This is a genomic window from Burkholderia sp. F1 (assembly GCF_050813845.1).
GTDB classification, from domain to species: Bacteria; Pseudomonadota; Gammaproteobacteria; order Burkholderiales; family Burkholderiaceae; genus Burkholderia; species Burkholderia ubonensis.
This window is the reverse complement of sequence record NZ_CP172422.1, coordinates 536661-562861: the sequence shown is the minus strand read 5'-3', so window position 1 is coordinate 562861 and position 26201 is coordinate 536661. Positions and strand designations below refer to the sequence as shown.

Genomic DNA, 26201 nt, shown 5'->3' with positions numbered 1-26201 from the left:
CCTTCGTTAGCATTCGATGACGTTCACGGCCAGGCCGCCGCGTGACGTTTCCTTGTATTTCGTCTTCATGTCGGCGCCGGTCTCGCGCATCGTCTTGATCACCGAGTCGAGCGACACGTAGTGCTGGCCGTTGCCCTTCAGCGCCATCCGCGATGCGTTCAGCGCCTTGATCGCGCCCATCGCGTTGCGCTCGATGCACGGGATCTGCACGAGCCCGCCGACCGGATCGCAGGTCATGCCGAGGTTGTGCTCCATGCCGATCTCGGCGGCGTTCTCGACCTGGTCCGGCGTGCCGCCCATCACCGCGGCGAGCGCGGCCGCGGCCATCGAGCACGCGACGCCCACTTCGCCCTGGCAGCCGACTTCCGCGCCGGAGATCGACGCGGTTTCCTTGTAGATGATCCCGATCGCGGCAGCCGTCAGCAGGAATTCGACGATGCCGGCCTCGTTCGAGCCGGGCACGAACTTCACGTAGTAGTGCAGCACCGCCGGGATCACGCCGGCCGCGCCGTTGGTCGGCGCGGTGACGACGCGCCCGCCCGCCGCGTTCTCCTCGTTGACGGCCATCGCGTACAGGTTGACCCAGTCGAGCATCGACAGCGGATCGCGCAGCGACTCCTCCGAACGCGCGCGCAGCCGCCCGTACAGCTCGGCCGCGCGGCGCTTCACGCGCATCGGGCCCGGCAGGTCGCCCTCGACCTTGCAGCCGCGCTCGACGCAGGCGGCCATCGTGCGCCAGATCGCGAGCAGGCCCGCGCGCACCTCGTCGGCGGGCCGCAGCGCGCATTCGTTGCGCAGCATCAGCTCGGCGATCGACAGCCCGTGCTCGCGGCACTGGCGCATCAGGTCGTCGCCGGTGCGGAACGGATACGGCACCTCGGCCGCCGCGCGCACGCCGTTCACGCGGTCGCCGTCGCGGTTCACGACGAAGCCGCCGCCGATCGAGTAATACTCCTTCTCCACGAGCAGCTGGCCGTGCTCGTCGAACGCCTGGAAGCGCATCCCGTTCGGATGCACGATGCTCGTGCCGCTCATCAGCTTCCGGTAGAAGCCGATGTGCTCCTTCTCGTCGAAGCGGACCGCCTGCCTGCCGAGCAGCGAAAGCGACTTGCCGGCGCGGATCTCCGCGAGGCGCGGCTCGATCAGGTCCGGGTCGATCGAGTCGGGCAGATGGCCTTCGAGGCCGAGCAGCACCGCCTTGTCGGTGCCGTGCCCCTTGCCGGTCGCGCCGAGCGAGCCGTACAGCTCGACCCGCACGCGCCGCACGAAGCCGAGCAGGTTGGCATCCTCGATATGCGACGCGAAGCGGCAAGCGGCGATCATCGGGCCGACCGTGTGCGAGCTGGACGGGCCGATGCCGATCTTGAACAGGTCGAAGACGCTGACGTTCATCTGGCTTCCTCTGGATGGACACACGTGAAGTGACGTTGGACGCCAGTACACCAAAGCGTAAAATCGGCCGATAGAACAAAAACGGCATCGGCGTGGGACGACGCCGCCAAGCGCCGCGCCGCATGGCCCGAAAGTGCGTTTTGACGATGGTTCGCGACGGAAAACCGCAAGTCCGCGCGCCATCGATCGGCGACGCTGGGACATCCGCGCCGCCCGTGCCGACCCTGTGTGAGACCTGGCCGCCCCGGCGAGCCGTGACGAGATTTGCCGCGATGACACCCGACGTACCCGCTTTCCCCCTCGCCGAACCTGCGCCGAAACGCATCCGCTTCGGCATCGTGCTGCTGCCGAACTTCACGCTGACCGCGTTCTCCGGTTTCGTCGACATGCTGCGGCTGTCCGCCGACGACGGCGACTACAGCAAGCCGGTGCGCTGCGCGTGGAGCGTGATCGGGGAAACCCTCGCGCCGGTGCGCGCAAGCTGCGGGATCCAGGTCACGCCGTGGGAGACCTTCGACGATGCCGAGCCGTTCGACTACGTGGTCGTCGTCGGCGGCCTGCTGCACTCGGGGCCGCAGGCGGGGCCGGAAACGCTCGACTTCATCCGCCGCGCGGCCGCCGGCGGCGCGACGGTCGTCGGCATCTGCACCGGCGTGTTCACGCTGATGCGCGCGGGCGTGCTCGACGGGCATCGCACCTGCGTGAGCTGGTTCCACTACTGGGATTTCATCGAGCGCTTCCCGGCCGCCGACCCCGACCTGCTGATCGCCGACCGGCTGTTCGTGATCGACCGGCGGCGCATCACCTGCTCGGGCGGGCGCGCGTCGATCGACGTGGCCGCCGCGATCCTGCTGCGCCACTTCGACCACGCGACCGTGCAGAAGGCGCTGCGCATCCTGCTGGTCGGCGAGATGCAGAAAGGCAATGCGCCGCAGCCGCATCCGCCGGGCCTCGAACCGGCGACGCACCCGAAGGTCAAGCGCGCGATTCTGCTGATGGAACAGCACGTCGGGCGCGCGCTGCCGCTCGAGGAGCTCGCGTGCAAGCTCGACCTGTCGGCGCGCCAGCTCGAACGGCTGTTCAAGGCGGAAACCGGCAAGAGCCCGCAGGCGTTCGCGAAGCAGGTGCGGCTGCGCACGGCCGCGTGGCTGCTGACGAGTTCGGACCGGACGGTCGCCGACATCGCGTCGAGCTGCGGGTTCGCGGACGCGTCGCATCTCGGGCGGGAGTTCCGCAAGCAGTTCGGGGTGCCGCCGGCGGCCTACCGGGAACGCGGCGGGGAGGCTGCGGCCGTGCCGGACGTGGTCGAGGAAGAGGTGGACTGATCGGCGAGCGCCGGCCATCCGCGATCCGGCGTGCGGTGCCCGGCTTTCCCGGGCGGCATGCCGGGCCGCCGATTAAGCCAGTGCTTACAGGGGAAGCCCCAAGTGCCGCACGACGCGTCTGCGCGTTACGCTTGGACGGCGAGGAGACACACCATGATGAGAAAAGCTTTGCATATCGCCGTTGTCGCGCTGCTCGCGTATCTCGTTGCCGATCGCGCGTTGCTGCATGCCCACGGGCTCGACGCCAGCCCGCTTGCGTGCAAACAGGGCGCGCAGCGGGTGAAGCATGACGCGCTCGGCCGGGGCTTCGACGATGCCGCGGCCAGCAGTCAGGGCGAGGCATTCATGTCGGGCTGCCTGGTGACCGGGAGGGGAAGCCGGGACGTGACGATTTCGAGCAATTGACGCAGAAGCGCGTCATCCCGGGCGCGACGAATTGGCGTCCACATACACCCAGGCCGAGACGCCCGACGCGAGCGCGACCCGATCGCGGCGATACGCGTCGACTTCATAGTCGTCCGCGTGCTGGAGTTCTTCGCGCGTGATCGCGAACACGGTGCCCGTCACCTGGTCGCCGGGATGGCCGGTGTAGGCGACGACAGGATGATGGGTCTTCCCGCTCGTCGCGACCACTTCGGGGTCGTCGATCTTCACCATCGTCATCGCGTATCCCGGCATGACGTCCGCACGACCGTCGAGCTTGCGGCCGAACGTCGCCAGCTGCACCTGTTCGAGTTGCAGCGTTCCGTATGAAAAAAGCTGCTCGGAGTAAGTCGGGTTGGTACTGGACATGATGTTTTCGATAAAAGGGGTATGGGGGGCGGGTCCTGATTCCCGCACAGGAAACATTGTGTCATCCTTTTGCCGATCGCGGCGTGACACCGGTCTCCCGCACGCTACGCCACGCCCCCAATCCCCCCGACGAACCCGGCGAGCGCGATCACGAGCAGCACGCCCGCCGACGACGCCGTGATCCAGCGCTGCTTTCGATGAATCAGCGGATGGTTGACCGCGGCCATGTAGCCGGTGAGGATCGTGAAATCGACGGCGATCCACAGCGCAGCCAGGATTGCCAGACTTGCGCGCGAATCCGGGGTGATGCCGACGAATTGCGGAAAGAAGGCGACAAAAAACAGCAGGTCCTTCGGATTCGAGATGCCGACGAGAAAGCCGCGCACCGCGCCCGGCAGACGCCGCGATTCAGGCGCCGGTTCGGGTTCGCCATCGATGCTCCGCATGCGGCGGGCGCGCCATTCGCCATGCAGCGTGCGGATTGCCAGGACTGCAATGAACACGCAACCGAGCACATGCAGCCACTTGATCAGGCGCTCGCTGACGAGCACCACGCCGAACACCATCAGCATGGCCAGCGCGATCAGGACGAGGCTTGCGGCATTCGCGCCCATCGCGGTCAGGACGCCCTGACGGAAGCCGCGCCGGGCAACCGTGCCGACCACGAGCATGACGACGGGTCCGGGCGTCGCGATGAGCAGCACGATCGCGGCAAGATAGGCCAACAGCAGCGGGTAATGGAGCGCCATGAATAAAAGTTGTTTGATGGTCAGGCTCGCCCACCGTCCGGCGCGAACTCATGTCGGCCCAACGCCCGTGGCTGCGAGATGCGTGTAGTATTGCGCGTCAGGACCGCCGCTGAAAAACGGAAAATCCTGCCTGAAACCATGAGTTTTATTCACATCTGATTCCGTGAAGGCAAAGCCGCTTCCCCCTGTTTACGCATTGCGCGCGTTCGAGAGTGCGGCGCGCACCGGCTCGTTTACGCTTGCCGCCGACGAGCTGAGCCTCACGCAAAGCGCAGTGAGCAAGCACGTCAGGACACTCGAGGCGTACTTCGGACGGAAACTGTTCGTCCGGCGGGGGCCCAGGATGAGCGTGACGGCGGAAGGACGCATCTTCGCGTCGGGCCTCAGGCGCGGTTTCCGGCAAATCGAGGAAGCGTGCACGCTGTTCCAGACGCAGCGCGACGTGCTGCGGCTCAAGGCGCCTTCCACGCTCACCATGCGCTGGCTGCTCGATGCGCTCGCCGCGTTTCGCAAGACGCAACCCGGCTTCGAGGTGCGGATCACGAGCGTATGGATGGATGTCGATACCGTCGACTTTTTCAGCGAACCCTACGATTGCGCGATCCTGCTCGGCGCCGGCAAGTTCGGCGAAGACACGCACTGCGTGAAGCTGTTCGATGAATGGTTGATCCCGATCTGCTCGCGCGCGCTCGCGCCGGCGGCCCGTGCGAATCTGGCAGCGTGCGATCTCATCCACCCGTCGCCCGACCGCCGCGACTGGCGCCGCTGGCTCAACGGAAACGGACACGAGTTCAATGTGGACATCACGCGCGGAGGACAGGTCTTCGACATGCTCGAACAGGGCATCGCGGCGGCGGTCGCCGGCCACGGGATATCGATTGGCGATCTGGCGCTTTGCGCCAGCGCCATCGATGAGGGACAGCTCGCGCTACCGTTCAAGACTGCGGTCAACGCCGGCGATGCGTACTACCTCATCTCGCCGGAAGACTCCGGCAAGGCAGCGCAGGTTCGTGAACTTCATGCCTTCCTGGAAAGCCGAATGCCGCGACTGACCTATCCGGACATTCGCTTCGCGGGTGTGCGCTGAAGCCCCGTGCCCATGAATGAGCCGGCATCTTGCCGGCTCCGTTTGTCCCGTCGTCGCCGAAGCAACCCCGCGCCGCATGGGCCGAACCCGGTGCGCCGGCAGCCTACCGCGCGTCGAGAATGATGTTCAGCGCACGCCGCAGCGGTTCGGCCGCACCCCATAGCAGTTGATCGCCCGTGGTCAACACGCTGTATACCCGCGGCCCGATGTTGAGGCGGCGCAGTCGGCCCACACCGATCTTCAGCGACCCGCTGACGGCGGCCGGCGACAGTCGGTGGATCGTCTCCTGCTTGTTGTTCGGCACGAAGTCGACCCACTCGTGCGCGTCGCGGATCAGCGTTTCAAGACGGTCGAGTTCGCAGTCCTCCTTCAGCTTCAGCGTGATCGCAGCCGAGTGGCTTTGCAGCGCGGCGACGCGCACGCAGAGTCCGTCAACACGGATCGCGCCCGGCGGCAGCCCGAGGATCTTGTTTGTCTCGACCTCGCCCTTCCATTCCTCACGGCTCACGCCGTTGCCGAGGTCGCTGTCGATCCATGGAACGATGCTGCCTGCGAGGGGCACGCCAAACGCCTCGGTCGGGTAATCGCTCGCGCGCGCGGCCGCGTGCGCCTTCGTCAGCACATCGAGCACCGGCGTATTCGGATCCGCGAGGCTATCGTCGACATGCTTCGCGACCGCCGACATCTGGCCGAGCAATTCCTTCACGTGCCGTGCGCCGGCGCCCGACGCCGCCTGGTAGGTCATCATGCTCATCCATTCGACCAGCCCGGAGCGAAACAGTCCCGCCAGACCGATGAGCGTGAGCGTGATCGAACAGTTGCCTCCGATGTAGTTGCGCACGCCCGAAGCGATGCCGGCCTCGATCTGTGCGCGGTTGACCGGATCGAGCACGATGATCGAATCGTCGTCCATCCGCTTCGCAGACGCAGCATCGATCCAGAAGCCGGCCCAGCCCGAAGCGCGCAGCGCCGGATAGACGGCCCTCGTGTAGTCGCCGCCCTGGCAGGTGATGACGATGTCCATCCCGCCGAGTTGCTCGACCGAGTTCGCATCGAGCAGACGGTGCTCGACGCCGAGCGGATCGCGATACGTGCGCCCCGCCGCCGACGTGCTGAAATACGCCGGCGAGATTTTCGAAAAGTCGCCCTCGTCGCGCATCCGCTTCAGCAGCATGGAGCCCACCATGCCACGCCAACCTACCAGTCCGACCTTTGTCATTATCTCTTTACCTTGTTGAAGAGTTATCGCGAGCCTTTTGAGCGACGCTCGTCATTACGAGCGCCCGGGCAGTGTGGCGAACACCACGCCGGCGATCGCCGTCAGGCCGCCGCATCGTGAAAGCAACTGCGCCTGCGGCGACGAGCGGCCGCCGTGCGTCGCGTGACGGGATCGATGACAGTGTGTTCACGCAGCGATGGTGCCGTGTCGCGAGATGCCAAGCCAGCGCACAGATAAACGTCGTGATGTGAAAATGACTCACAGCTCTTCCAGCCGGCCGCCGAAGTCGCCGGACTCACGCACGGCGCGATCAGCCGGCGCGTTGCGGCGGTGGAGAACCGGCTCGGCATGACGTTGTTCGAACGCCATGCGCGAGGCATGCGGCTGACGCCCGACGGCGATGCGACCGGCTGGCGCGCGTGGTTCGATGCGCTGGACATTCCGCTCAAGCCGCGCGCCCAGGATCGCCGTTTCGAGGACTACACGGTGGTGCTGGCCGCCGCGGAGGCCGGGCTCGGCGTGGCGCTGGCGCGCACGCCGCTGCCTATCTCGAGCGTAGCGGCCTCGTACGCGTGAGCCACCAAGAGTCGCCTCGCCACTCCGGTACTACTTTGTCCATGCGAAAGGGGAGAGTCGACCGCAAATGCTGACACTGATCGAGCAGATGCAGAGCGCTCTGGGCATCCTTTCGGATACCTGATTTGGGACGCGAACAGCAGACCAACCGGGGTCATATCCGCTTGCCCGAAGCGGATAAAAAGGTGTGAAGTTTCTCTTCCCGACGTGTTAATTTTGGTGGCCTCTCTCCGTCGTCTCAATGGCGGCATGCAGCTTGCCCGGGCATTTGGCCCGCACTGACAGGAGAATTGCCATGACGATTCAGAAGATCACGCCTTTCCTCTGGTACGCCACGGAAGCCGAGGAGGCCGCCGCCTTCTATGCGGGCATCTTTCCGGACTCGCGCGTGAGTCGGGTCACGTCGATGCCGAGCGCCGGCTCCACCAAGGTCGTCGAGTTCGTTCTGTTCGGGCAGCCGTTCATCGCGATGAGCCACGAACGCACCGAGCCGTTCAGCCACGCGATATCGCTGATGGTCAATTGTCGCGACCAGGCAGAGCTCGACCGCTACTGGAGCGCGCTGCTCGAAGGCGGCACGGCCGACGGCTGCGGCTGGCTGAGAGACCGCTTCGGCGTCTCGTGGCAGATCGTTCCGGACGATCTCATCGCGATGATGGCCGACCCCGACCCGGTCAAGGCCGCGCGCGTTGCCGGCGTGATGATGCAAATGACGAAGTTCGACGTCGCCGCGCTGAAAGCCGCCTATGCGGGGACGACGGATTGACCAAAGTCCCCGCGCCTCGTGCGCGCCGCCGAGCGTCGGCCAGGCTTGTCCGCTCCGGGGCGATGCCCGCCCCGCCTACTTCGCCCGCGCGTCGGTCACGACGAACTCCTCGGCCGCCTTGCGCTGGATCGCGGCCATCATCGCCAGTTCGCGCTTGCTGCCCGGCTCGCTGGAGACGACGCCGGTCGCGTGCTTCGCCTTCGCGCCCGGCGGGTAGAACACGAACGACGCGCCGGCCGGCGCGTCCGGCTGCGCGCGCAGGCGCTTGTTGAGGATCTTCAGGTACTTTTTCTTCGAGACTTGCTTTGAAGCCATGACGCCCTCCTCCATGGATACGCTCAGGGCAGCATACCAGCTTTGATCGCCGTCCCGGCGCGCCCGATCGCGGCTGCGCGGCGCGCGTCAAACACGCGCTTCGCCGGTCGCGGTTTCGTCCGGACTGTAGACGCTCAATCCCTCGATCGGGTCCATCGGCGCCTCCCACGGGCGCGCCGCAATGGCGCGCATCGCGGCATCGTAGCCGGCCCGCCGGCGGGCGGCGATCCCGGCCGGCGTGAAGTCGATGTCCTTGAACTGGTTGTCCCCGTTGAGCCGCGGCGCGGCGAGCTTGATCACGCGCATCGTGGTCTGGCACCCCCACGCGGCCAGCGCCCGGACTTCGGGCGTCGCGCGCTCGGCTTCCGGCACATGCCGGACCAGTTCGCGGATCACGTGGCGCAGGCGGTGGATCTGCCGCTGCCGCTCGATATGGCTGTCGGTGCGGCTCGCGTACTGGATGTCCTTCTGCCGTTCCGATACCTGCCAGATGCTCTCCGGCTCGGGGCCGACCGGGTTCCACATCTGCACCGAGAAGATGATCGAGCTCCGGCGCGGCGTGTCGTCCAGCACCACCTCGACCGGGGTATTGGAATAGACGCCGCCATCCCAGTACGGCTGGCCGTCGATCCGCACCGCGGGGAACGCCGGCGGCAGCGCGCCCGAGCCCATGATGTGCTCGACGGTCAGCGGGCTGTGGTGGTCGCGCGAGTCGAAATAGCGCATCTCGCCCGTGCACGCGTTCACGGCGCCGACGGTCAGGCGCGGCCGGCCCGCGTTCAGCAGGTCGGGTTCGATCAGCGAGACGAGCGTGTCGCGCAGCGGCGCGATCCTGTAATAGGACGCGCGATCGACGCCCAGGCGGGCCATCGGCCCGAGCCAGGAGCCGGGATTCGGCTCGAAGAACCCCGCGATGCCGCCGCCGATGATCATCATCTCGGCAAACAGCTTGTCCCAGCCCGGCAGCGCGACCAGCCCGCGCAGGTCGGTCCGTTCGGTCACGCGGCGCCAGAACTCCGCCAGCCGCCGATAGCGATGCTCGGGCGGATTCCCGACGATCAGCGCCGCATTGATCGCGCCGATCGACGTGCCGATGACCCAGTCCGGCTCGATGCCGGACTCGCTCATCGCCTGGAACACGCCGAGCTGATAGGCGCCCAACGCGCCGCCGCCCTGCAGGACGAGCACGACTTGCCCCGGCAATTCCATTCGTTCTGGCTGGCTCGCAAACATGGCTTGCCCCGCTGGTGGTAGCAATGGCCGGACCCGGTCCGGTTGATCCAGTGTAGGCGATCGGCGCGGTGTCACGGCGGCTTGCCCGCGTGCGGCCAACGAGCTGTTCGACCGTCTCGCACGCAAAAATGCGGACAGGTTCGCCGCTACGATTTTCGGATGGCTACGACCAGACCGAAGCGTCTCGCGCCCGTCACCCTATCGAAGCGATAGCCGGCTATAATCGCCCCCGTCTTAGGGGAGTAGTCTGCTTTGCCATCCCCCGGCAAAGCGCCGTCGTCAACATGATTGGCACCCAATGCCATGGCGTCGGCAGCCGTTCCACGGCCTGGCGAGACCTTTGACGCATCCCTTCCACCCGAGCCGGGCGAAGGGCTGCGTCATTGGTTTGGCAGCCCGGCTCGTGGAGAACTACACATGTCGTTCGTACCCCGCATCCTCGTTCAGGGGCGACTGTCATGATCCTGACTTTCGCTCTGCTCGTCGCCGCCGCCGGCATCATCTATTTCTCGTGCGAAACGTTCGTCAATGGCGTTGAATGGCTTGGCCGGAAGCTCAATCTGACGCAGACGGCGACCGGCACCATTCTGGCCGCGTTCGGCACGGCGCTGCCGGAGAGCGTCGTCACGCTGGTGGCCGTCGCATTCGGCAGTTCGCCCGCCCAAAAGGAAATCGGCGTGGGCGCCGCCATCGGCGGGCCGCTCGCGCTGAGCACGGTCGCGTATGCGGTTGTCGGCGTCGCGTTGCTGGCCACCGCGCGCCGCATCGGCAAGGTGCGGGCCGGCGCGGTCGATGCCGATACGAAGCGCCTTCGTCGCGACCAGCTCTGGTTCCTTGCAATCTTCGTCGTGAAGATCGGGCTCGGCCTCGTCCTGTTCAGCTTCAAGCCCGTGCTCGGCCTGGCATTTCTCGCTGCGTATGCGGTGTATTGCTGGAAGGAGTTGACCGCCTCCGGCGACGGCGATGACCACGGGGAACTCGAACCCCTGAAACTGCGCCCGCGCGATGCAGATCCGGCAATGCTCTGGGTCGCCGTGCAGGTGATCGGGGCGCTCGTGGTGATCTTCGCGGCCTCCCATCTGTTCGTCCGTCAGATCGACGCCGTCGGCCCGTGGCTCGGACTGAGCCCGCAACTCACCGCGTTGCTGTTCAGCCCGATCGCGACCGAACTGCCGGAAATCATGAACGCGGTGATCTGGGTGAGGCAAGGCAAGGAACGGCTGGCGCTGGCCAACATCAGTGGTGCGATGATGATTCAGGCGACGATCCCCACGGCGTTCGGCCTGTTCTTCACGCCGTGGCATCTGGCCACCCCGTCGATTCTCGCCGCGTGCATTACGGCACTGGCCATCGTGTTCCTGCAATGGTCGTTCCGTGCGACGCAGGTCCGCAGCCGCCAGCTCACGCATGTCGGCTGGCTCTACGCGGCGTTTGCCACACTGCTGTTCGTGGTCTAGCCAGGTGCGGCCTGATTACGAAAAAACCGGCGCGCGATTCGATGCCTCGACACGCGTGCCGATCGGCCTTTTCCCGACGAACATGACGGCCTGGCGGCTCATTTTCGGACCGTGCCGGCCACGATGAAGCATGCGCGGTCGAGTTGCCGCCCGCCCCTTCGGCGGCAAGCGACTTCCGCCAGGGCGCGGAGGAGATGCTCGCCCCCGTCTCACGGCCCCCGCCAAAAAGGCGTGCAATTACCCACCGCGATCGCGCCGGGCTACAGGCTATAATCCCGGCCATGAAACTGCTCCGGACCTTCATCCTGTTGCTGCTCTGCGCGGTGCTGCCCATCAGCGGGCTGGCGGCCAGCGGCCTGACCGGTGAATGCCCGATGCAGCAAGCGATGTCGATGGATGCGGACGCCAGCGCGTCCGCCGACATGCCGGGCTGCGAATCGATGAAGCCCTCGTCCGTCGATAAAGCCAAGGCCAAGGGCGTGTTCTGCAAAGTGACTGCCCAATGCCAGTTCGGCAGTCTCTACCATCCGGCCGCCAAGGCCGACATCAGCCGACCGGCCGTGTTCGGTACGCCCGTCGTCTTCCATTACATCCAGTCTCTCCCGGTCCGTGACCCGAACGGGTTATGGCGCCCCCCGCGTCTCGTCTGATCCCTCGCTGACAGGTTCACCGCAGATGCGGTGAGGTTCGTCCTTTGCCGGACGTGGAATCCCTATGGGATTTCGCCTTTGGGGTTAGAACATGCCATTCATTTTCGGCACGCCGCTGCGTCGGCGTGTGCCGTGGCGCGTGCACACGCTTGTTGCCGCGCTTCTCGTCGCGGGCGTCGCTCACGCCCAGCAGGCGCCATTCACGCTGGACGCCGCGCTGCAGTCGGCGACCGATCGCTCTTCATCGATGCAGGCCGCGCAGGCGTCGGTGCGCGCCAGCTCGGAGGCGGCCGTCAAAGCCGGCCAGTTGCCGGACCCGATGCTCAAGGCGGGCATCGACAATCTGCCGGTCAACGGTCCGCAACGCTTCACCATCGGCCAGGACTTCATGACGATGCGCCGTATCGGCATCGAACAGGAGTGGGTGTCCGGCGACAAGCGGAGGCTGCGTTCCGCGCTGGCCAGCGAGATGGTCGGGCGCGAGCGCGCCGGCTACCTTGTGCAACTCGCCAACGTTCGCCAGCAAACCGCCACGGCCTGGCTGAACGCCGTGTATGCGAACAAGGCGCTCGCGCTGCAGCAGGCGCTGCTCGACCACATGCGCCACGAGCTGGCGGCGACGAAGGCGTCGTATCGCGGCGCCAAGGCGAGCGCCGCCGACGTGGTGCAGGCGCAGGCGATGCTCGCGCAGACTCAGGACCAGGTGCTCAAGGCGCAACAGGCTTATCGGACCGCGCTCATCGGCTTGTCACGCTGGACGGCCGCTCCCGTTTCCGATGTGACTGGCGAACCGCCGGCGCCCGAGTCGTTCGTGTCGTCGCTCCCGCCGGACGAACTGCGCCTGTCGCAGCCGACGCTCGTGGCCGCCGCGGACGACATTGCGGTGGCCGAAGCCGATACCGCCGTCGCCAACAGCGAGCGCAGCCCGAACTGGACGTGGGAGGTCGCGTACCAGCAACGTGGCGGTGCGTACTCGAACATGGTGTCGGTCGGCGTCACCATTCCGTTGCCCCTGAACCGGAAAAACCGTCAGAACCGCGACGTCGCCGAGAAAGCGGAGCTCGCGACGAAGGCGCGGCTGATGTACGACGACGCGCTGCGACAGGTTCAGGCCGACATCCGCGCGCAATCCGCCACCCTGGCGAGCGGGCGCGAACGCATCGCCAATCTGAGCCAGTCGTTGCTGCCCGCCGCGGACCAGCGCGTGCAACTCGCGAATGCCGCCTATCGCGCGGGTAGCGGCTCGCTCGCGGACACGTTCGCGGCCCGCCGCGCGCAACTGGAAGCGCAGCTGCAGGTGCTCGACCTCAAGCGCGAGGTGTCGCAGACCTGGGCGCAGCTCGAATACCAGGTCGTGCCGTCGACGATGGCCGCCGCTCGGTGAAGGAGAACGACATGAACAAGAAACCACTGGTGCGCGCGGCATCGGCGCTATTCGCCGGCGCGATGCTGCTCGGCGCGGGTTACGTCGCGGGGACGCGCAACGCGGCGAGCAGCGCCGCGGCAGTCCCGACTGCTGCCGGTTCGTCGGTCGACAGGATCGATCCCAAGACCGGCAGGAAGGTGCTGTACTGGCACGATCCCATGGTGCCGAACCAGCATTTCGACAAGCCCGGCAAGTCGCCTTTCATGGACATGCAACTGGAGCCCGTCTACGCGGACGAAGGCGGCGGTTCCTCCGGCATCAGGATCGACCCGGGCCTGCAGCAGAATCTCGGCATTCGCTATGCGACCGTGCGACGGCAGGACACGGCGGGCGGGTTCGACGCCGTCGGCACGACGCAATTCGACGAATCGCGCGCGGATGTCGTGCAGTCGCGCGTCACGGGCTACATCGACCGGCTGTATGCGAACGCGCCGATGCAGCGCATCGCGAAAGGCGCGCCGGTCGCCTCGCTGTTCGTCCCGGAATGGCTTGCCCCCCAGGAGGAATACCTCGCGCTCAAGCGCGGCGGGATGGACGCCAGCCTGCTTGAAGCGTCGCGCGCGCGGATGCGCGCGATGTCGATTCCGGACGGCATCATCGCGAGCCTCGACCGAACCGGCAAGGCCCGGACGCACGTCGTGCTGACGTCGCCCGAAGCCGGTGTCGTCACCGAGCTGAACGTTCGCGACGGTGCGATGGTCGCGCCCGGCCAGACGCTCGCGAAGATCGCGGGCCTGTCGAAGCTCTGGCTCATCGTCGAGATTCCCGAGGCCCTCGCGCTGAACGTGCAGCCCGGCATGACGGTCGATGCGACGTTCGCCGGCGACCCGAGCCGGCATTTCGCCGGACACATCCGCGAGATCCTGCCGGGCATCAGCACCACGAGCCGCACGCTTCAGGCGCGCCTGGAAATCGACAACGCCGCGCTCGAGCTGACGCCGGGCATGCTGATGCGCGTGCGCGTTGCCGGCCGGAAGGCTGTGTCGAGACTGCTGGTGCCTTCCGAAGCGGTCATCACCACCGGCAAGCGCTCGGTCGTCCTTGTGAAGAACGGTGACGGGCGGCTTCAGCCGGCGACGGTTACCGTGGGCAATGACATCGGCAACGAAACCGAGGTGCTGAGCGGCCTGAACGACGGCGACACCGTCGTCGCGTCCGGCCAGTTCCTGATCGATTCCGAAGCGAGCCTGAAGTCCGTCCTGCCGAGGCTTGAAGGCGGCGCGGGAGCGCGCGCAGCCGCGCCGGCGTCCGCGCCGGCCGCTGCCGCGCAGACCTACGAGACCACCGGCAAGGTCGAGAAAGTGACCGCCGCAGATATCACGTTCTCCCATCAACCCGTGCCGGCGCTCGGCTGGGGCGCGATGACGATGGCGTTCAGCAAGCCCGCTCCCGACGCCTTCTCCGATGTCAAGGCCGGACAAACGGTGCGCTTCGTCTTCAGGCAGTCGGACGACGGCTACCCGTTGACGAAGGTCGAACCGATCGGAGGCGCGCAATGATTGCCCGGCTCATCCGCTGGTCCATCCACAACCGTTTCCTGGTGCTGCTCGCGACCGTGCTCGTGACGGGTTGGGGCCTCTACTCGGTCGCCGAGACGCCGCTCGACGCACTGCCCGACCTGTCCGATACCCAGGTCATCATCAAGGCGTCGTATCCGGGCAAGGCGCCGCAGGTCATCGAGGACCAGGTCACGTACCCGCTCGCGACGACGCTGCTCGGCGTGCCGGGCGCGAAGACCATCCGCGCATACTCGTCGTTCGGCGATGCGTTCGTCTACGTGCTGTTCGACGACAGGACCGACCAGTATTGGGCGCGTTCGCGCGTGCTCGAATACCTGAACCAGGTGCAAAGCCGGCTGCCGCAGGGCGCGACGGTCTCGCTCGGGCCGGACGCGACCGGCGTGGGCTGGGTGTACGAGTATGCGCTGGTCGACCGGACCGGACAGCATGACCTCGGACAACTGCGCGCGCTGAACGACTGGTTCCTGAAATTCGAGCTGAAAGCGGTGCCGGACGTCTCCGAGGTCGCCAGCATCGGCGGCATGGTGCGCCAGTACCAGGTCGTGCTCGACCCGGACAAGCTGCGCGCGTACGGCATCACGCAGGCCGCGGTGACCGATGCGCTCGGCAAGGCGAATCAGGCATCGGGCGGCTCGGTCGTCGAGCTGGCCGAGTCCGAGTACATGGTGCGCTCGTCCGGCTATCTGCGCTCGCTCGACGATTTCCGGAAGGTCGTATTGCGCACCAACGACGCCGGCACGCCGGTGCTGCTGGGCGACGTCGCACGCATCCAGATCGGCCCCGAGATGCGTCGCGGCATCGCGGAGCTGAACGGCCAGGGCGAGGTCGCCGGCGGCGTCATCGTGATGCGCTCGGGAAAGAACGCGCTGAAGACCATCGATGCGGTGAAGGCGAAGCTCGCCGGCCTGCAGCGCTCGCTGCCGCCCGGCGTCGAAGTCGTCGCGACCTACGACCGCTCGCAGCTCATCGAACGCGCGGTGGACAACCTGAAGGACAAGCTCGTCGAGGAGTTCATCATCGTCGGGCTCGTCTGTGCCGTGTTCCTGTTTCACCTGCGCAGCGCGTTCGTCGCCATTCTGTCGTTGCCGCTCGGCGTGCTGGCCGCGTTCATCGTGATGCGCTACCAGGGCGTCAACGCGAACCTGATGTCGCTCGGCGGCATCGCGATCGCCATCGGCGCGATGATCGACGCGGCCATCGTGATGATCGAGAACGCGCACAAGCACCTGGAAGCGTTCGAGCATCGGTTTCCCGGCACACGGATGTCCGCCGCGCAGCGCTGGGAACTCATCGCGACGTCGGCCGCCGAGGTGGGGCCGGCATTGTTCTTCTCGCTGCTCATCATCACGCTGTCGTTCATTCCGGTGTTCTCGCTGGAAGGACAGGAGGGCAAGCTGTTCTCTCCGCTGGCGTTCACGAAGACCTACACGATCGCGGCGGCAGCCGGCTTGTCGGTCACGCTCGTGCCTGTCCTGATGGGTTACCTGATCCGCGGCCGGATTCCGCACGAGAACGCGAACCCCATCAACCGCGTGCTGATCCGGCTGTATCGTCCGCTGCTCGAGGCGACGTTGCGCCGGCCGTGGGCGGCGATTGGCCTCGCCGTTGCCGCACTGGTGCTCACGATCGTGCCGATTTCGCGTCTTGGCGGCGAATTCATGCCACCGCTCGACGAGGGCGACCTGCTGTACATGCCGACCGCGCTTCCGGGCATTTCCGCCGAGAAGGCGGGCGAGCTGCTGCAGCAAACCGATCGGCTCATCAAGACGGTGCCCGAGGTTGCGACGGTGTTCGGCAAGTCGGGCCGGGCCGATACGGCGACTGATCCGGCGCCGCTCGAGATGTTCGAGACCACCATTCAGTTCAAGCCGCGCAGCCAGTGGCGGCCGGGCATGACGCCGGAGAAGCTGGTCGACGAGCTGGACCGGACGGTCAAGGTGCCCGGTCTCTCGAACGTGTGGGTGCCGCCGATCCGCAATCGTCTCGACATGTTGTCGACCGGCATCAAGACGCCGGTGGGCGTCAAGATTTCCGGATCGGACCTGACGCAAATCGACCGCATCGCGACACAGGTCGAAACGGCCGTCAAGGCTGTCCCTGGCGTGACGTCCGCACTCGCGGAACGGCTGAACGGCGGGCGCTACATCGACGTGGACATCGACCGGCTCGCCGCGGCCCGTTACGGACTGTCGGTGGCCGATATCCAGTCGGTCGTGTCGTCCGCGGTGGGCGGCGAGAACATCGGCGAGGTGATTGCCGGCCGCGAGCGCTTCCCCATCAATATCCGCTACCCGCGCGAAATTCGCGACTCGCTCGAGAAGCTGCGGCAGTTGCCGGTCGTCACGGATCGCGGCGCGCAAATCCAGCTCGGCGACGTCGCGCACGTCACGATCGCGGATGGCCCGCCGATGATTCGCAGCGAGAATGCGCGGCTCTCCGGGTACGTCTACGTCGACATCCGCAACACCGACCTGCAGTCCGCCGTGAAGGCAATGCAGAAGGTCGTGGCCCGGCAGGTCCAGTTGCCGCCCGGCTACTCGATTGCGTGGTCGGGCCAGTTCGAGTACCTGGAACGCGCGGCGGCCAGGCTGCGAACCGTCATTCCCGTCACGCTGGTCGTCATCTTCGTGCTGTTGTTCCTGACGTTCAACTCGGCCGCCGATGCGCTGCTGCTGATGTCGACCGTGCCGTTCGCGCTGGTCGGCGGATTCTGGCTCGTCTGGACACTCGGCCACGCGGTGTCGGTCGCGACATCGGTCGGATTCATCGCGCTCGCGGGCGTCGCTGCCGAGTTCGGCGTGGTCATGCTGCTGTACCTGAAAGGTGCGCTCGATCGCCGGCTGGAAGATGGCGAGCCGCTCACCGAGGCGCTGCTGTTCGACGCGATTCGCGAAGGCGCCGTGCTGCGCGTGCGGCCGAAGGCCATGACGGTGGCCGTCGTGCTCGCCGGCCTCATTCCGATCATGGTCGGACACGGCGCCGGGTCGGAAGTCATGCAGCGTATCGCCGCGCCGATGGTCGGCGGCATGGTGACCGCGCCGCTTCTGTCGATGTTCGTGATTCCCGCGGCGTGGTTCCTGTTGCAGCGCCGTCGCGCACGACAGGCCAGTGCCGTCCATTTTCCCCACGCAGTACCTTCCGGCACGAACGTGCCCGTCAACCAGACTGGAGAAGTCCAATGAAAAAGCTGATTGTTGCATCTGCCGCCCTCGCAGCCGCTTTCGCCACGCCCGCATTCGCCGGCAACGACATGGCCGGCATGGACATGTCGACCCAGGCCTCCGCGATGAAGGCGTCGTCGAACAACGCGCTCACCGACGCGGAGGTCAGGAAGGTCGACGCGGCGACCGGCATGGTCACGTTGAAGCACGGCGCGCTGGAAAACGTCGGCATGCCGCCGATGACGATGGCGTTCAAGGCGAAGGATGCCTCGATGGTCAAGCAGGTCAAGGAAGGCGACAAGGTCAAGGTGCGTGTCGAAGAAGTCAACGGCACGCTGACCATCGTGAAACTCGAAAAGCGCTCCTGACGAGCCATCGATGGCCGGCGCGCGGGCTTTCGTCCGCGCGCCGGCGCGCCAGGAGGCCGCCCGCGGTAACGCTTGCGTGCGTCCTGGCACCATTTCGGGCATAACGGTTCGTCGATTGCATCCGGCCGCGGTTCTCACGTGGACCGTGGCCGGATGCAATCGAGGGTTATTCCGGATGCTGCCGCCCGCTCAAATTTGTATGATGACCACATCACCTTACAAACACGAGCACCATGTTCGAGAAAATTCCCGCCCGCGCGATGAGCGATCACGTCGCGCAGCAGCTTCTGAAGCAGATCGAGGTCGGCAGTTTCGCGGCCACCGGCAAGCTGCCGACCGAGGCCGTGCTCGCGCAGGAATTCGGTGTGAGCCGCACCGTGATCCGCGAGGCGATCTCGCGCCTGAAGAACGAAGGCGTCGTCGAGCCGCGCCAGGGCAGCGGCGTGTACGTGAACCAGCACGGCGCGATCCGGCCGCTGCGCATCGACTACGCGGAAGCGGTCGAGGCGAGCTCGCTGCCGCACCTGCTCGCGGTGCGCCGCGCGATCGAGGCGGAAGTCGCCGCCGAAGCCGCGCTGCATCACACCGCGGACGACATGGCCGACATCGACGACGCGCTGCGCAGGATCGACGACGCGGTGGCCGAAGGGCGAGACGGCGTCGCCGAGGACGTCGCGTTCCACCGCACGATCGCGGCCGTCACCGGCAATCCGTACTTCCTGAAGACGCTGCAGTTCCTGAACCAGTACCTCGAAGCGGGCGTGAAGGTCACGCGCGGCAACGAGGCGACGCGCGAGGATTTCTCGCGGCAGGTTCGCGAAGAACACGCGGCGATCGCCGACGCGATCCGCGCGCGCGACCCGATGGCGGCGCGCAACGCCGCACGCACGCACATGTACAACGCGGCCCGTCGCCTCGCGGAAGCCGGCATCTGCTGAACGCGGCGGCGCGCCGCCCTCCCCTCACGAACCGATCAAGGTTGACCATGTCACGAAATATTGGAGTCATCGGCCTCGGCGCGATGGGCCTGGGCGTCGCCCGCTCGCTGCTGCGCGCCGGGTTTCGCGTGCACGCCTGCGACGTGCGCGAGCCGGTGCTGAACGCGTTCGCGGCCGAAGGCGGCATCGCGTGCGCGACGCCCGCCGAGCTCGGCGCACAGTGCGACGTCGTCGTTACGCTCGTCGTCAATGCGGAGCAGTCCGAAACGGTGCTGTTCGGCGAGCACGGCGCGATCGCGCGGATGAAGCCGGGCGGCGTCGTGATCGCGAGCGCGACCGTCGCGCCCGAGTTCGCGATCGCGCTCGGCCGGCGCATCGAGGCGGCCGGGCTGCAGATGCTCGACGCGCCGGTGTCCGGCGGCGCCGCGCGCGCGGCGTCCGGCGAGATGACGATGATGACGTCCGGCCCGGCCGCCGCGTACGCCGCGTGCGAGGACGTGCTCGCCGCGATCGCCGGCAAGGTCTACCGCCTCGGCGACGCGCACGGCGTCGGCTCGAAAGTGAAGATCATCAACCAGCTGCTCGCGGGCGTGCACATCGCGGCGGCGGCCGAAGCGATGGCGCTCGGCCTGCGCGAAGGCGTCGACGCCGACGCGCTGTACGACGTGATCACGCACAGCGCCGGCAACTCGTGGATGTTCGAGAACCGCGTGCCGCACATCCTGAACGGCGACTACACGCCGCTGTCCGCGGTCGACATCTTCGTGAAGGACCTCGGCCTCGTGCTCGACACCGCGCGCCGCAGCAAATTCCCGCTGCCGCTGTCGGCCGCCGCGCACCAGATGTTCATGAGCGCGTCGAGCGCCGGCCACGGCGGCGAGGACGACTCCGCCGTGATCAAGACCTTCCCCGGCATCACGCTGCCGCCGTCCCGTTGATCCGCGCGAGGCCCCGACCATGAATGCATCCGCTTCCCGCCCCCTGCTCGGCTGCATCGCCGACGATTTCACCGGCGCGACCGATCTCGCGAACATGCTCGTCAAGAGCGGCATGCGCACCGTGCAGACGATCGGCGTGCCCGCCGGCGATGCAACGCGCGAAGCAGCGCTCGACGCCGACGCGATCGTCGTCGCGCTGAAGTCGCGCACGATTGCCGCGGCCGACGCCGTCGCGCAATCGCTCGCCGCGCTCGAATGGCTGCGCGCGCAGGGCTGCCGCCAGTTCTTCTTCAAGTACTGCTCGACGTTCGACTCGACCGACGCGGGCAACATCGGCCCGGTCGCCGACGCGCTGCTCGACGCGGCGGGCGGCGGCTTCGCGATCGCCTGCCCGGCGTTCCCGGAGAACGGCCGCACGATCTTCCGCGGCCATCTGTTCGTCGGCGACGTGCTGCTGAACGAGTCGGGCATGGAGCACCATCCGCTCACGCCGATGCGGGACGCGAACCTCGTGCGCGTGCTGCAGCGGCAGACGCCGTCGAAAGTCGGCCTGATCCGCTACGACGCGATCGGTCTCGGCGCCGCCGCCGTGCGCGCGACGATCGCGCAGCTGCGCGCGGAAGGCGCGCGCTTCGCGATCGCCGACGCGCTGTCGGATCACGACCTGTACGTGCTCGGCGAAGCGTGCGCGGACCTGCCGCTCGTCACCGGCGGCTCGGGCGTCGCGCTCGGCCTGCCGGCCAATTTCCGCACGGCGGGCCTGCTGCCCGAGCGCGACAACGCGGGATCGCTGCCGCGCGTCGACGGGTTCTCGACCGTGCTCGCCGGCAGCGCGTCGAAGGCGACCAACGCGCAGGTCGCCGAATGGCGCGCGCACCGCCCGGGCTTGCGCATCGATCCGCTCGCGGCGGCGCGCGGCGAGCCGGTGGTCGAGCAGGCGCTCGCGTTCGCGCGTTCGCACCTGCCCGAACCGGTGCTGATCTACGCGACCGCGACGCCAGACGAAGTGAAGGCCGTCCAGCAGGCGCTCGGCGTCGAAGCGGCCGGCCATCTCGTCGAAAGCACGCTCGCCGCGATCGCGCGGGGCCTGCGCGCGCTCGGCGTGCGCAAGTTCGTCGTCGCGGGCGGCGAGACGTCCGGCGCGGTCGTGCAGGCGCTCGACGTGAAGTCGCTGCAGATCGGCGCGCAGATCGATCCGGGCGTGCCCGCGACCGCGACGATCGACGCGGAACCGCTCGGCCTCGCGCTGAAGTCGGGCAATTTCGGCGCGGTCGATTTCTTCGACAAGGCGCTGCGCCAACTGGACGGAGCCGGCCGATGAGCAGCGAGGCAACACTGCGCGAGGAAATCTGCGTGGTCGGCGCGAGCCTGTATGCGCGCGGCCACGCGGTCGGCAGCGCGGGCAACATCAGCGCGCGGCTCGACGACGGCTGGCTGATCACGCCGACCGACGCGTGCCTCGGCCGGCTCGACCCGAACGACGTCGCGAAGGTCGGCCTCGACGGCCAGCCGGTGTCGGGCGGCAGGCCGTCGAAGACGCTGACGCTGCATCGCGGCATCTATGCGCGCAACACGGAAGCGAACGGCATCGTCCATACGCATTCGACGCATCTGGTCGCGCTGACGCTCGCGGGCGTGTGGCGCGACACCGACGTGCTGCCGCCGATCACGCCGTACTACGTGATGAAGGTCGGCCACATTCCGCTGATCCGCTATCGCCGCCCCGGCGACCCGGACGTCGCGGCCGAGGTCGCCGCGCTCGCCGACCGCGTGCGCGGCGTGCTGCTCGACCGGCTCGGCCCGGTGATGTGGGGCGCATCGGTCTCGCAGGCGTCGTATGCGCTCGAGGAGCTCGAGGAAACGGCGCGCCTGTGGCTGATGACCGAGCCGAAACCCGAACCGCTGTCCGAAGCGGCGCTCGACGAGCTCAGGCACGTGTTCGGCGCGCGCTGGTAACCGGCAACCCCTGCCCGCCGTGTGCGCGGGCCTTTCCGTCAGCACACACCAACGACCGGCGCCGTACGCGTCGCCGGCACCCCCCATCATTGGATTGGAGACGACGATGACAGCTCTCGACGCGGCCGCAGGCCGTTCGCCCACCGCGGCCGCCCGTTCGGCCGAACTGGACCTGACCTACAAGAAAGTCTTCTGGCGCATCGTGCCGTTCCTGATGCTGTGCTACGTGGTCGCGTATCTCGACCGCGTGAACGTCGGCTTCGCGAAGCTGCAGATGTCGCAGGATCTCGCGTTCAGCGAGACCGTGTTCGGGCTCGGCGCCGGGATCTTCTTCGTCGGCTACTTCCTGTTCGAGCTGCCGAGCAACCTGCTGATGCACCGGATCGGCGCGCGCATCTGGATCGCGCGGATCATGATCACGTGGGGCATCCTGTCGGCGCTGTTCGCGTTCGTGAAGACGCCCACGCAGTTCTACGTGCTGCGCTTCCTGCTCGGCCTCGCGGAAGCGGGCTTCTACCCGGGCGTGATCCTGTACCTCACGTACTGGTTCCCGTCGCACCGCCGCGCGAAGATCATCGCGGTGTTCATGTCCGCGATTCCGGTGTCGGGCATCTTCGGCAACCCGCTGTCGGGCTGGATCATGGAGCGCTTCCACGGCGGCTCCGGCTTCCACGGCTGGCAGTGGATGTTCATGATCGAGGCCGTGCCGGCGCTCCTGATCGGCATCGCGACCGTCCTCTATCTCGACAACAACATCCGCGGCGCGAAGTGGCTGAGCGACCGCGAGAAGCAACTGCTCGAGGACGAGATCGCCGCGCAGCCGCAGGAGCAGCAGCACGGCCACTCGCTGAAAGCCGTGTTCGCCGACCCGCGCATGTGGTGGATGTCGCTGATCTACTTCGCGTTCGTCACCGGCCAGTACGGGCTGACGTTCTGGATGCCGACGCTCGTCAAGTCGACCGGCATCACCGACACGCTGCAGATCGGCCTGCTGTCCGCGATCCCGTTCCTGTTCGCGATCGTCGCGATGAACCTGTTCGGCCACAGCGCGGACAAGCGCCGCGAGCGTCGCTGGCACCTGATCGTGCCGGCGCTGATGGGCGCGGCGGGCTTTGCGGTCGCCGCGTCGTACTCGCACAATACGGCCGTGTCGATCGTGTTCCTGTCGATCGCGGCGGGCGGCGTGCTGACCTGCGCGCCGCTGTTCTGGTCGCTGCCGACCGCGTTCCTCGCGGGCAGCGCGGCCGCGGCCGGCATCGCGATCATCAACTCGGTCGGCAACCTCGCCGGCTTCGCGAGCCCGTACGTGATCGGCTACCTGAAGGACGCCACGCACAGCACGTCGTCCGGCATGTACGTGCTGGCATCGATGCTCGTGATCGGCGCAATCGCCGTCTGGCTCACGCCGGCCAGACTGGTCAACCGCTAACCGACGCGGGGGCGCTGGCTCCCGCCTCTTCACTGACAGGATCTGCTGCCATGCCACGCTTCGCCGCCAACCTCTCGATGATGTACAACGAACACGCGTTCCTCGAGCGCTTCGCCGCCGCCGCGTACGACGGCTTCAAGGCGGTCGAGTACCTGTTCCCGTACGACTTCGCCGCCGAGGACATCCGTGAACGCCTCGACCAGCACGGCCTCACGCAGGCGCTGTTCAACGCGCCGCCCGGCGACTGGGCCGCCGGCGAGCGCGGGATCGCGTCGCTGCCGGGCCGCGAGGACGAGTTCCGGCGCAGCATCGACACCGCGCTCGACTACGCGCGCGTGCTCGGCAATACGAAGCTGCACGTGATGGCCGGGCTGATCGCGCCGGGCCAGGACCGCGCGCGCCATCGCGCGACCTATGTCGCGAACCTCGCGCATGCCGCGCAGGCGGCCTTCGCGCACGGCATCAAGATCCTCATCGAGCCGATCAACCAGCGCGACATGCCGGGCTACTTCATCAGCAGGCAGGACGACGCGCATGCGATCTGCGCGGAAGTCGGCGCGCCGAACCTGAAGGTGCAGTTCGACTGCTACCACTGCCAGATCGTCGAAGGCGACCTCGCGATGAAGCTCAAGCGCGATTTCGCAGGGATCGGGCACATCCAGATCGCGGGCGTGCCGGAGCGGCACGAGCCGGATCTCGGCGAGCTGAACTATCCGTACCTGTTCGACCTGATCGATGCGCTCGGCTACGACGGCTGGATCGGCTGCGAATATCGCCCGAAGGCCGGCACGTCGAACGGCCTCGGCTGGATCAAGCCTTACCTGTAATTCCCGCATTTCCACGAGGACAACGCATATGAAGGTACTGATCACCGGCGGCGCCGGGTTTCTCGGCCAGCGTCTCGCGCGCAGGCTGCTCGAACGCGGCGAGCTGACCGGCGCGGACGGCCGGCTTCAGCCCATCACCGAGCTGGTGCTGCTCGACGTCGTCAAGGGCGGTGATTTCGGCGATCCGCGCGTGACGTCGATCGTCGGCGACATCGCCGAGCACGCGGTGCTCGAAAGCGCGATCGACACGCAGACGGGCGCGATCTTCCACCTTGCGGCGATCGTCAGCGGCCAGGCGGAAGCCGACTTCGACCTCGGGATGCGGATCAACCTCGACGCGTCGCGCGCGCTGCTCGAAGTGTGCCGCGCGCGCGGGCATCGTCCGCGCGTCGTGTTCACGAGCTCGGTGGCGGTGTACGGCGGCGCGCTGCCGGACGTCGTGCAGGACGACACCGCGCCGAACCCGCAATCGTCGTATGGCGCGGAGAAGGCGATCGCCGAGCTGCTGCTGGGCGACTACGCGCGGCGCGGCTTCGTCGACGGCCGCGTGCTGCGGCTGCCGACGATCAGCGTGCGGCCGGGGCGGCCGAACGCGGCCGCGTCGTCGTTCGCGAGCGGCATCATCCGCGAGCCGCTGAACGGCGAGGAAAGCGTGTGCCCGGTGCCCGGCTCGACGCGCCTGTGGCTGCTGTCGCCGCGCGGCGCGACCGACGCGCTCGTCGCGGGTTGCGAGCTCGACGGCGCAAAGCTCGGCAACAAGCGCGTGATCAACCTGCCGGGGATTTCGGTGACGGTCGACGAGATGATCGCCGCGCTGCGCGAGGTCGCGGGCGACGAGGTCGTGAAGCTGATTCGTCGCGCGCCGGACGAGCGCGTCGAGAAGATCGTCGGCAGCTGGCCGGGGCGGTGGGATACGTCGCGTGCGGACGCGCTCGGGTTGAAGGGGGATGCGTCGTTTGCCGACGTGATCCGCGCGTATCTCGAGGACGAGCGGCGCTGATTCGGTGGTCGTATTGCGTGAAAGAACCCTCGCATGGCGAACGGATGCGGGGGTTCTTCATTGGGTCATTGCGCGTTTGCGCGGGTGCAACACCGATCGTCCGAGTTCGGCCATGAAGCGGCATTCGTCAGGGCTGCCACTTGGGCATTCGTGGGGCGGCTTCACGCCCTGAACGGCCGCTCGACTGGCGCTGACATGCGTCGCATCATCGGCCTTGGCCTCCGGACTTCAACTCAACAACAAGCTCTCGCGGCGATTACGGGGCTGCTCCCGCGACAAGCGTGGTGCGCGCAACACTCACGGCAGAACCGCCCCCGAGTTGAGCCGAAGCTGAAGGCCGCCGGTGTGGGCAATGAAGGCGGGCTTGGCGTCCTGCAGCCCCAGAGACCGCATGTTTTCGGCCATCCGATGCCCGCTCGCGCCGATATGCATGCGCACGGAGCCGGGCAGGCACATGCGGCCTTTGGCGCGGATATTGACTAGCGTGCGCAGCATGTCGCCCTTGTGGACTGAATACAGGACCAGATCGATCAAGGGCGCAGGAATGCCCGGACCGATGTTGCCGGACAGGGTGCAAATGGGCTCGCCGCCGACGGGGTCGTGTACCGCGCCATCAAACCGTCCCGATCGCAGTGAAAAGTCGATGCGGGTGACGAATTTCGGATAGCTCCAGATGTCGCGGCCAGCCGCGCAAGCTGCAGCAGTGGTCACCGGTAGGTCGATGACGTTGAAGCCGATGCGTGCCTTATCCAGCGGGCCGAGCAGGGACAGCAGCGGCCGGCGCGGCACCCGTGTGCCTCGGGGCACGCAGGCGACCGCAGTGCCGACCTCGTTGTAGGAGGCGATGGAAGTGCGTCGGTATTCGTAGAATCCGACGGCCACCAGGGCCTTGCGGCCAAAGCGCACGACTTCGAGGCCGTCTGCGAGCAGCGGCGTCACCGCGTCGGGATCGGCCCAGAAGAAGGCCATCATCTGCGACGCATCGTAGTACAGGATAGGCATCAGCACCTCCCCCTCGGACGTGTCGACGGGGTTGCGGGGATACTGGAAGAAGGGATCGGTGTCCCAGGCGTTCAT

General features: G+C 67.2%; 24 protein-coding genes, 1 pseudogene and 1 riboswitch. Of the genes and pseudogenes, 18 read left to right on the top strand and 7 right to left on the bottom strand.

From position 1 onward, the window contains the following. Positions 1 to 6: 6 nt before the first annotated feature. Positions 7 to 1392 (bottom strand): L-serine ammonia-lyase, encoded by a 1386-nt coding sequence (locus ACFIMZ_RS21530; protein ID WP_431824342.1) that lies wholly within the window; start codon positions 1390 to 1392, stop codon positions 7 to 9. A 272-nt stretch (positions 1393 to 1664) separates the two neighbouring features. Between ACFIMZ_RS21530 and ACFIMZ_RS21525 the strand changes: the two genes are divergently transcribed. Together ACFIMZ_RS21525 and ACFIMZ_RS21520 are read left to right on the top strand one after the other, a co-directional pair. Continuing rightward, on the top strand, positions 1665 to 2717 hold the full coding sequence (locus ACFIMZ_RS21525; protein WP_431824341.1) for a GlxA family transcriptional regulator: 1053 nt from the start codon (positions 1665 to 1667) through the stop codon (positions 2715 to 2717). Between the two features lie 156 nt (positions 2718 to 2873). Then, entirely contained in the window at positions 2874 to 3122 is a 249-nt protein-coding gene (locus ACFIMZ_RS21520) for an adhesin (RefSeq protein WP_431825332.1), read from the top strand. A gap of 12 nt (positions 3123 to 3134) precedes the next feature. On the opposite strand, the gene ACFIMZ_RS21515 is transcribed toward ACFIMZ_RS21520, so the two are convergent. Next, positions 3135 to 3509, bottom strand: a complete 375-nt coding sequence (locus ACFIMZ_RS21515; RefSeq protein WP_431824340.1) for a gamma-glutamylcyclotransferase family protein — start codon at positions 3507 to 3509, stop codon at positions 3135 to 3137. A gap of 104 nt (positions 3510 to 3613) precedes the next feature. After that, positions 3614 to 4258 carry a LysE family translocator gene (locus ACFIMZ_RS21510; protein ID WP_431824339.1) on the bottom strand — a complete coding sequence of 215 codons (645 nt, stop codon included), beginning with the start codon at positions 4256 to 4258 and terminating at the stop codon, positions 3614 to 3616. A gap of 163 nt (positions 4259 to 4421) precedes the next feature. On the opposite strand from ACFIMZ_RS21510, the gene ACFIMZ_RS21505 reads away from it, so the two are divergent. Beyond that, on the top strand, positions 4422 to 5345 hold the full coding sequence (locus tag ACFIMZ_RS21505) for a LysR substrate-binding domain-containing protein (protein ID WP_431824338.1): 924 nt from the start codon (positions 4422 to 4424) through the stop codon (positions 5343 to 5345). A gap of 103 nt (positions 5346 to 5448) precedes the next feature. Here ACFIMZ_RS21505 and asd read toward each other — a convergent pair whose 3' ends face one another. Further along, on the bottom strand, positions 5449 to 6564 hold the full coding sequence (gene asd, locus ACFIMZ_RS21500) for an aspartate-semialdehyde dehydrogenase (protein ID WP_431824337.1): 1116 nt from the start codon (positions 6562 to 6564) through the stop codon (positions 5449 to 5451). Positions 6565 to 6873: 309 nt separating this feature from the next. Here asd and ACFIMZ_RS21495 point away from each other — a divergent pair. Together ACFIMZ_RS21495 and ACFIMZ_RS21490 are read left to right on the top strand one after the other, a co-directional pair. Continuing rightward, a pseudogene (locus tag ACFIMZ_RS21495) lies at positions 6874 to 7264 on the top strand (LysR family transcriptional regulator); the annotation flags it as partial. 171 nt (positions 7265 to 7435) lie between these two features. Continuing rightward, complete coding sequence (locus ACFIMZ_RS21490) at positions 7436 to 7906, top strand: VOC family protein (RefSeq protein ID WP_431824336.1); 471 nt, start codon at positions 7436 to 7438, stop codon at positions 7904 to 7906. Between the two features lie 75 nt (positions 7907 to 7981). Here the strand turns inward: ACFIMZ_RS21490 and ACFIMZ_RS21485 are convergent, their stop codons facing one another. Then, positions 7982 to 8221, bottom strand: a complete 240-nt coding sequence (locus ACFIMZ_RS21485) for a hypothetical protein (RefSeq protein WP_431824335.1) — start codon at positions 8219 to 8221, stop codon at positions 7982 to 7984. A gap of 87 nt (positions 8222 to 8308) precedes the next feature. Next, a complete protein-coding gene (locus tag ACFIMZ_RS21480) occupies positions 8309 to 9454 on the bottom strand; it encodes a patatin-like phospholipase family protein (RefSeq protein ID WP_431824334.1) in 1146 nt (381 codons plus the stop codon). Between the two features lie 225 nt (positions 9455 to 9679). Further along, positions 9680 to 9857, top strand: a riboswitch (yybP-ykoY riboswitch). A 55-nt stretch (positions 9858 to 9912) separates the two neighbouring features. On the opposite strand from ACFIMZ_RS21480, the gene ACFIMZ_RS21475 reads away from it, so the two are divergent. From ACFIMZ_RS21475 to denD, 13 genes are all read left to right on the top strand, one after another. Then, positions 9913 to 10911, top strand: coding sequence for a sodium:calcium antiporter (locus tag ACFIMZ_RS21475; protein WP_431825331.1), 999 nt, complete (start codon positions 9913 to 9915; stop codon positions 10909 to 10911). A gap of 281 nt (positions 10912 to 11192) precedes the next feature. Further along, positions 11193 to 11561, top strand: a complete 369-nt coding sequence (locus tag ACFIMZ_RS21470; protein WP_431824333.1) for a hypothetical protein — start codon at positions 11193 to 11195, stop codon at positions 11559 to 11561. Between the two features lie 91 nt (positions 11562 to 11652). Beyond that, complete coding sequence (locus tag ACFIMZ_RS21465; RefSeq protein WP_431824332.1) at positions 11653 to 12945, top strand: TolC family protein; 1293 nt, start codon at positions 11653 to 11655, stop codon at positions 12943 to 12945. An 11-nt stretch (positions 12946 to 12956) separates the two neighbouring features. Continuing rightward, positions 12957 to 14486 carry an efflux RND transporter periplasmic adaptor subunit gene (locus ACFIMZ_RS21460; RefSeq protein WP_431824331.1) on the top strand — a complete coding sequence of 510 codons (1530 nt, stop codon included), beginning with the start codon at positions 12957 to 12959 and terminating at the stop codon, positions 14484 to 14486. Beyond that, positions 14483 to 17689 carry an efflux RND transporter permease subunit gene (locus ACFIMZ_RS21455; protein WP_431824330.1) on the top strand — a complete coding sequence of 1069 codons (3207 nt, stop codon included), beginning with the start codon at positions 14483 to 14485 and terminating at the stop codon, positions 17687 to 17689. The genes ACFIMZ_RS21460 and ACFIMZ_RS21455 overlap by 4 nt, the downstream gene beginning before the upstream one ends. Beyond that, the gene (locus tag ACFIMZ_RS21450) at positions 17686 to 18036 is read left to right on the top strand and encodes a copper-binding protein (RefSeq protein WP_431824329.1); all 351 of its coding nucleotides are present in this window, start codon (positions 17686 to 17688) and stop codon (positions 18034 to 18036) included. Before ACFIMZ_RS21455 ends, ACFIMZ_RS21450 begins: the two co-directional genes overlap by 4 nt. Before the next feature lie 233 nt (positions 18037 to 18269). Then, a complete protein-coding gene (locus ACFIMZ_RS21445) occupies positions 18270 to 18974 on the top strand; it encodes a FadR/GntR family transcriptional regulator (RefSeq protein ID WP_431824328.1) in 705 nt (234 codons plus the stop codon). A 47-nt stretch (positions 18975 to 19021) separates the two neighbouring features. Continuing rightward, positions 19022 to 19912, top strand: coding sequence for an L-threonate dehydrogenase (ltnD, locus tag ACFIMZ_RS21440; protein ID WP_431824327.1), 891 nt, complete (start codon positions 19022 to 19024; stop codon positions 19910 to 19912). A gap of 19 nt (positions 19913 to 19931) precedes the next feature. Further along, positions 19932 to 21233, top strand: coding sequence for a 3-oxo-tetronate kinase (gene otnK, locus ACFIMZ_RS21435; RefSeq protein WP_431824326.1), 1302 nt, complete (start codon positions 19932 to 19934; stop codon positions 21231 to 21233). Then, positions 21230 to 21868, top strand: coding sequence for an aldolase (locus tag ACFIMZ_RS21430; protein WP_431824325.1), 639 nt, complete (start codon positions 21230 to 21232; stop codon positions 21866 to 21868). The genes otnK and ACFIMZ_RS21430 overlap by 4 nt, the downstream gene beginning before the upstream one ends. Positions 21869 to 21974: 106 nt before the next feature. Then, a complete protein-coding gene (locus ACFIMZ_RS21425; protein ID WP_431824324.1) occupies positions 21975 to 23297 on the top strand; it encodes an MFS transporter in 1323 nt (440 codons plus the stop codon). A 50-nt stretch (positions 23298 to 23347) separates the two neighbouring features. Further along, positions 23348 to 24124 (top strand): 2-oxo-tetronate isomerase, encoded by a 777-nt coding sequence (otnI, locus tag ACFIMZ_RS21420; protein WP_431824323.1) that lies wholly within the window; start codon positions 23348 to 23350, stop codon positions 24122 to 24124. Positions 24125 to 24152: 28 nt separating this feature from the next. Then, complete coding sequence (gene denD, locus ACFIMZ_RS21415) at positions 24153 to 25124, top strand: D-erythronate dehydrogenase (protein WP_431824322.1); 972 nt, start codon at positions 24153 to 24155, stop codon at positions 25122 to 25124. A 297-nt stretch (positions 25125 to 25421) separates the two neighbouring features. Here denD and ACFIMZ_RS21410 read toward each other — a convergent pair whose 3' ends face one another. Next, on the bottom strand, positions 25422 to 26201 hold the full coding sequence (locus ACFIMZ_RS21410; protein WP_431824321.1) for an acetoacetate decarboxylase family protein: 780 nt from the start codon (positions 26199 to 26201) through the stop codon (positions 25422 to 25424).

What these genes read in the sequence shown, in the direction of transcription:
- ACFIMZ_RS21530 (WP_431824342.1), bottom strand. Translation starts at nt 1,392, where the DNA reads ATGAACGTCAGCGTCTTCGACCTGTTCAAGATCGGCATCGGCCCGTCC.
- ACFIMZ_RS21525 (WP_431824341.1), top strand. Translation starts at nt 1,665, where the DNA reads ATGACACCCGACGTACCCGCTTTCCCCCTCGCCGAACCTGCGCCGAAA.
- ACFIMZ_RS21520 (WP_431825332.1), top strand. Translation starts at nt 2,874, where the DNA reads ATGAGAAAAGCTTTGCATATCGCCGTTGTCGCGCTGCTCGCGTATCTC.
- ACFIMZ_RS21515 (WP_431824340.1), bottom strand. Translation starts at nt 3,509, where the DNA reads ATGTCCAGTACCAACCCGACTTACTCCGAGCAGCTTTTTTCATACGGA.
- ACFIMZ_RS21510 (WP_431824339.1), bottom strand. Translation starts at nt 4,258, where the DNA reads ATGGCGCTCCATTACCCGCTGCTGTTGGCCTATCTTGCCGCGATCGTG.
- asd (WP_431824337.1), bottom strand. Translation starts at nt 6,564, where the DNA reads ATGACAAAGGTCGGACTGGTAGGTTGGCGTGGCATGGTGGGCTCCATG.
- ACFIMZ_RS21490 (WP_431824336.1), top strand. Translation starts at nt 7,436, where the DNA reads ATGACGATTCAGAAGATCACGCCTTTCCTCTGGTACGCCACGGAAGCC.
- ACFIMZ_RS21485 (WP_431824335.1), bottom strand. Translation starts at nt 8,221, where the DNA reads ATGGCTTCAAAGCAAGTCTCGAAGAAAAAGTACCTGAAGATCCTCAAC.
- ACFIMZ_RS21480 (WP_431824334.1), bottom strand. Translation starts at nt 9,454, where the DNA reads ATGTTTGCGAGCCAGCCAGAACGAATGGAATTGCCGGGGCAAGTCGTG.
- ACFIMZ_RS21475 (WP_431825331.1), top strand. Translation starts at nt 9,913, where the DNA reads ATGATCCTGACTTTCGCTCTGCTCGTCGCCGCCGCCGGCATCATCTAT.
- ACFIMZ_RS21470 (WP_431824333.1), top strand. Translation starts at nt 11,193, where the DNA reads ATGAAACTGCTCCGGACCTTCATCCTGTTGCTGCTCTGCGCGGTGCTG.
- ACFIMZ_RS21465 (WP_431824332.1), top strand. Translation starts at nt 11,653, where the DNA reads ATGCCATTCATTTTCGGCACGCCGCTGCGTCGGCGTGTGCCGTGGCGC.
- ACFIMZ_RS21460 (WP_431824331.1), top strand. Translation starts at nt 12,957, where the DNA reads ATGAACAAGAAACCACTGGTGCGCGCGGCATCGGCGCTATTCGCCGGC.
- ACFIMZ_RS21455 (WP_431824330.1), top strand. Translation starts at nt 14,483, where the DNA reads ATGATTGCCCGGCTCATCCGCTGGTCCATCCACAACCGTTTCCTGGTG.
- ACFIMZ_RS21450 (WP_431824329.1), top strand. Translation starts at nt 17,686, where the DNA reads ATGAAAAAGCTGATTGTTGCATCTGCCGCCCTCGCAGCCGCTTTCGCC.
- ACFIMZ_RS21445 (WP_431824328.1), top strand. Translation starts at nt 18,270, where the DNA reads ATGTTCGAGAAAATTCCCGCCCGCGCGATGAGCGATCACGTCGCGCAG.
- ltnD (WP_431824327.1), top strand. Translation starts at nt 19,022, where the DNA reads ATGTCACGAAATATTGGAGTCATCGGCCTCGGCGCGATGGGCCTGGGC.
- otnK (WP_431824326.1), top strand. Translation starts at nt 19,932, where the DNA reads ATGAATGCATCCGCTTCCCGCCCCCTGCTCGGCTGCATCGCCGACGAT.
- ACFIMZ_RS21430 (WP_431824325.1), top strand. Translation starts at nt 21,230, where the DNA reads ATGAGCAGCGAGGCAACACTGCGCGAGGAAATCTGCGTGGTCGGCGCG.
- ACFIMZ_RS21425 (WP_431824324.1), top strand. Translation starts at nt 21,975, where the DNA reads ATGACAGCTCTCGACGCGGCCGCAGGCCGTTCGCCCACCGCGGCCGCC.
- otnI (WP_431824323.1), top strand. Translation starts at nt 23,348, where the DNA reads ATGCCACGCTTCGCCGCCAACCTCTCGATGATGTACAACGAACACGCG.
- denD (WP_431824322.1), top strand. Translation starts at nt 24,153, where the DNA reads ATGAAGGTACTGATCACCGGCGGCGCCGGGTTTCTCGGCCAGCGTCTC.
- ACFIMZ_RS21410 (WP_431824321.1), bottom strand. Translation starts at nt 26,201, where the DNA reads ATGAACGCCTGGGACACCGATCCCTTCTTCCAGTATCCCCGCAACCCC.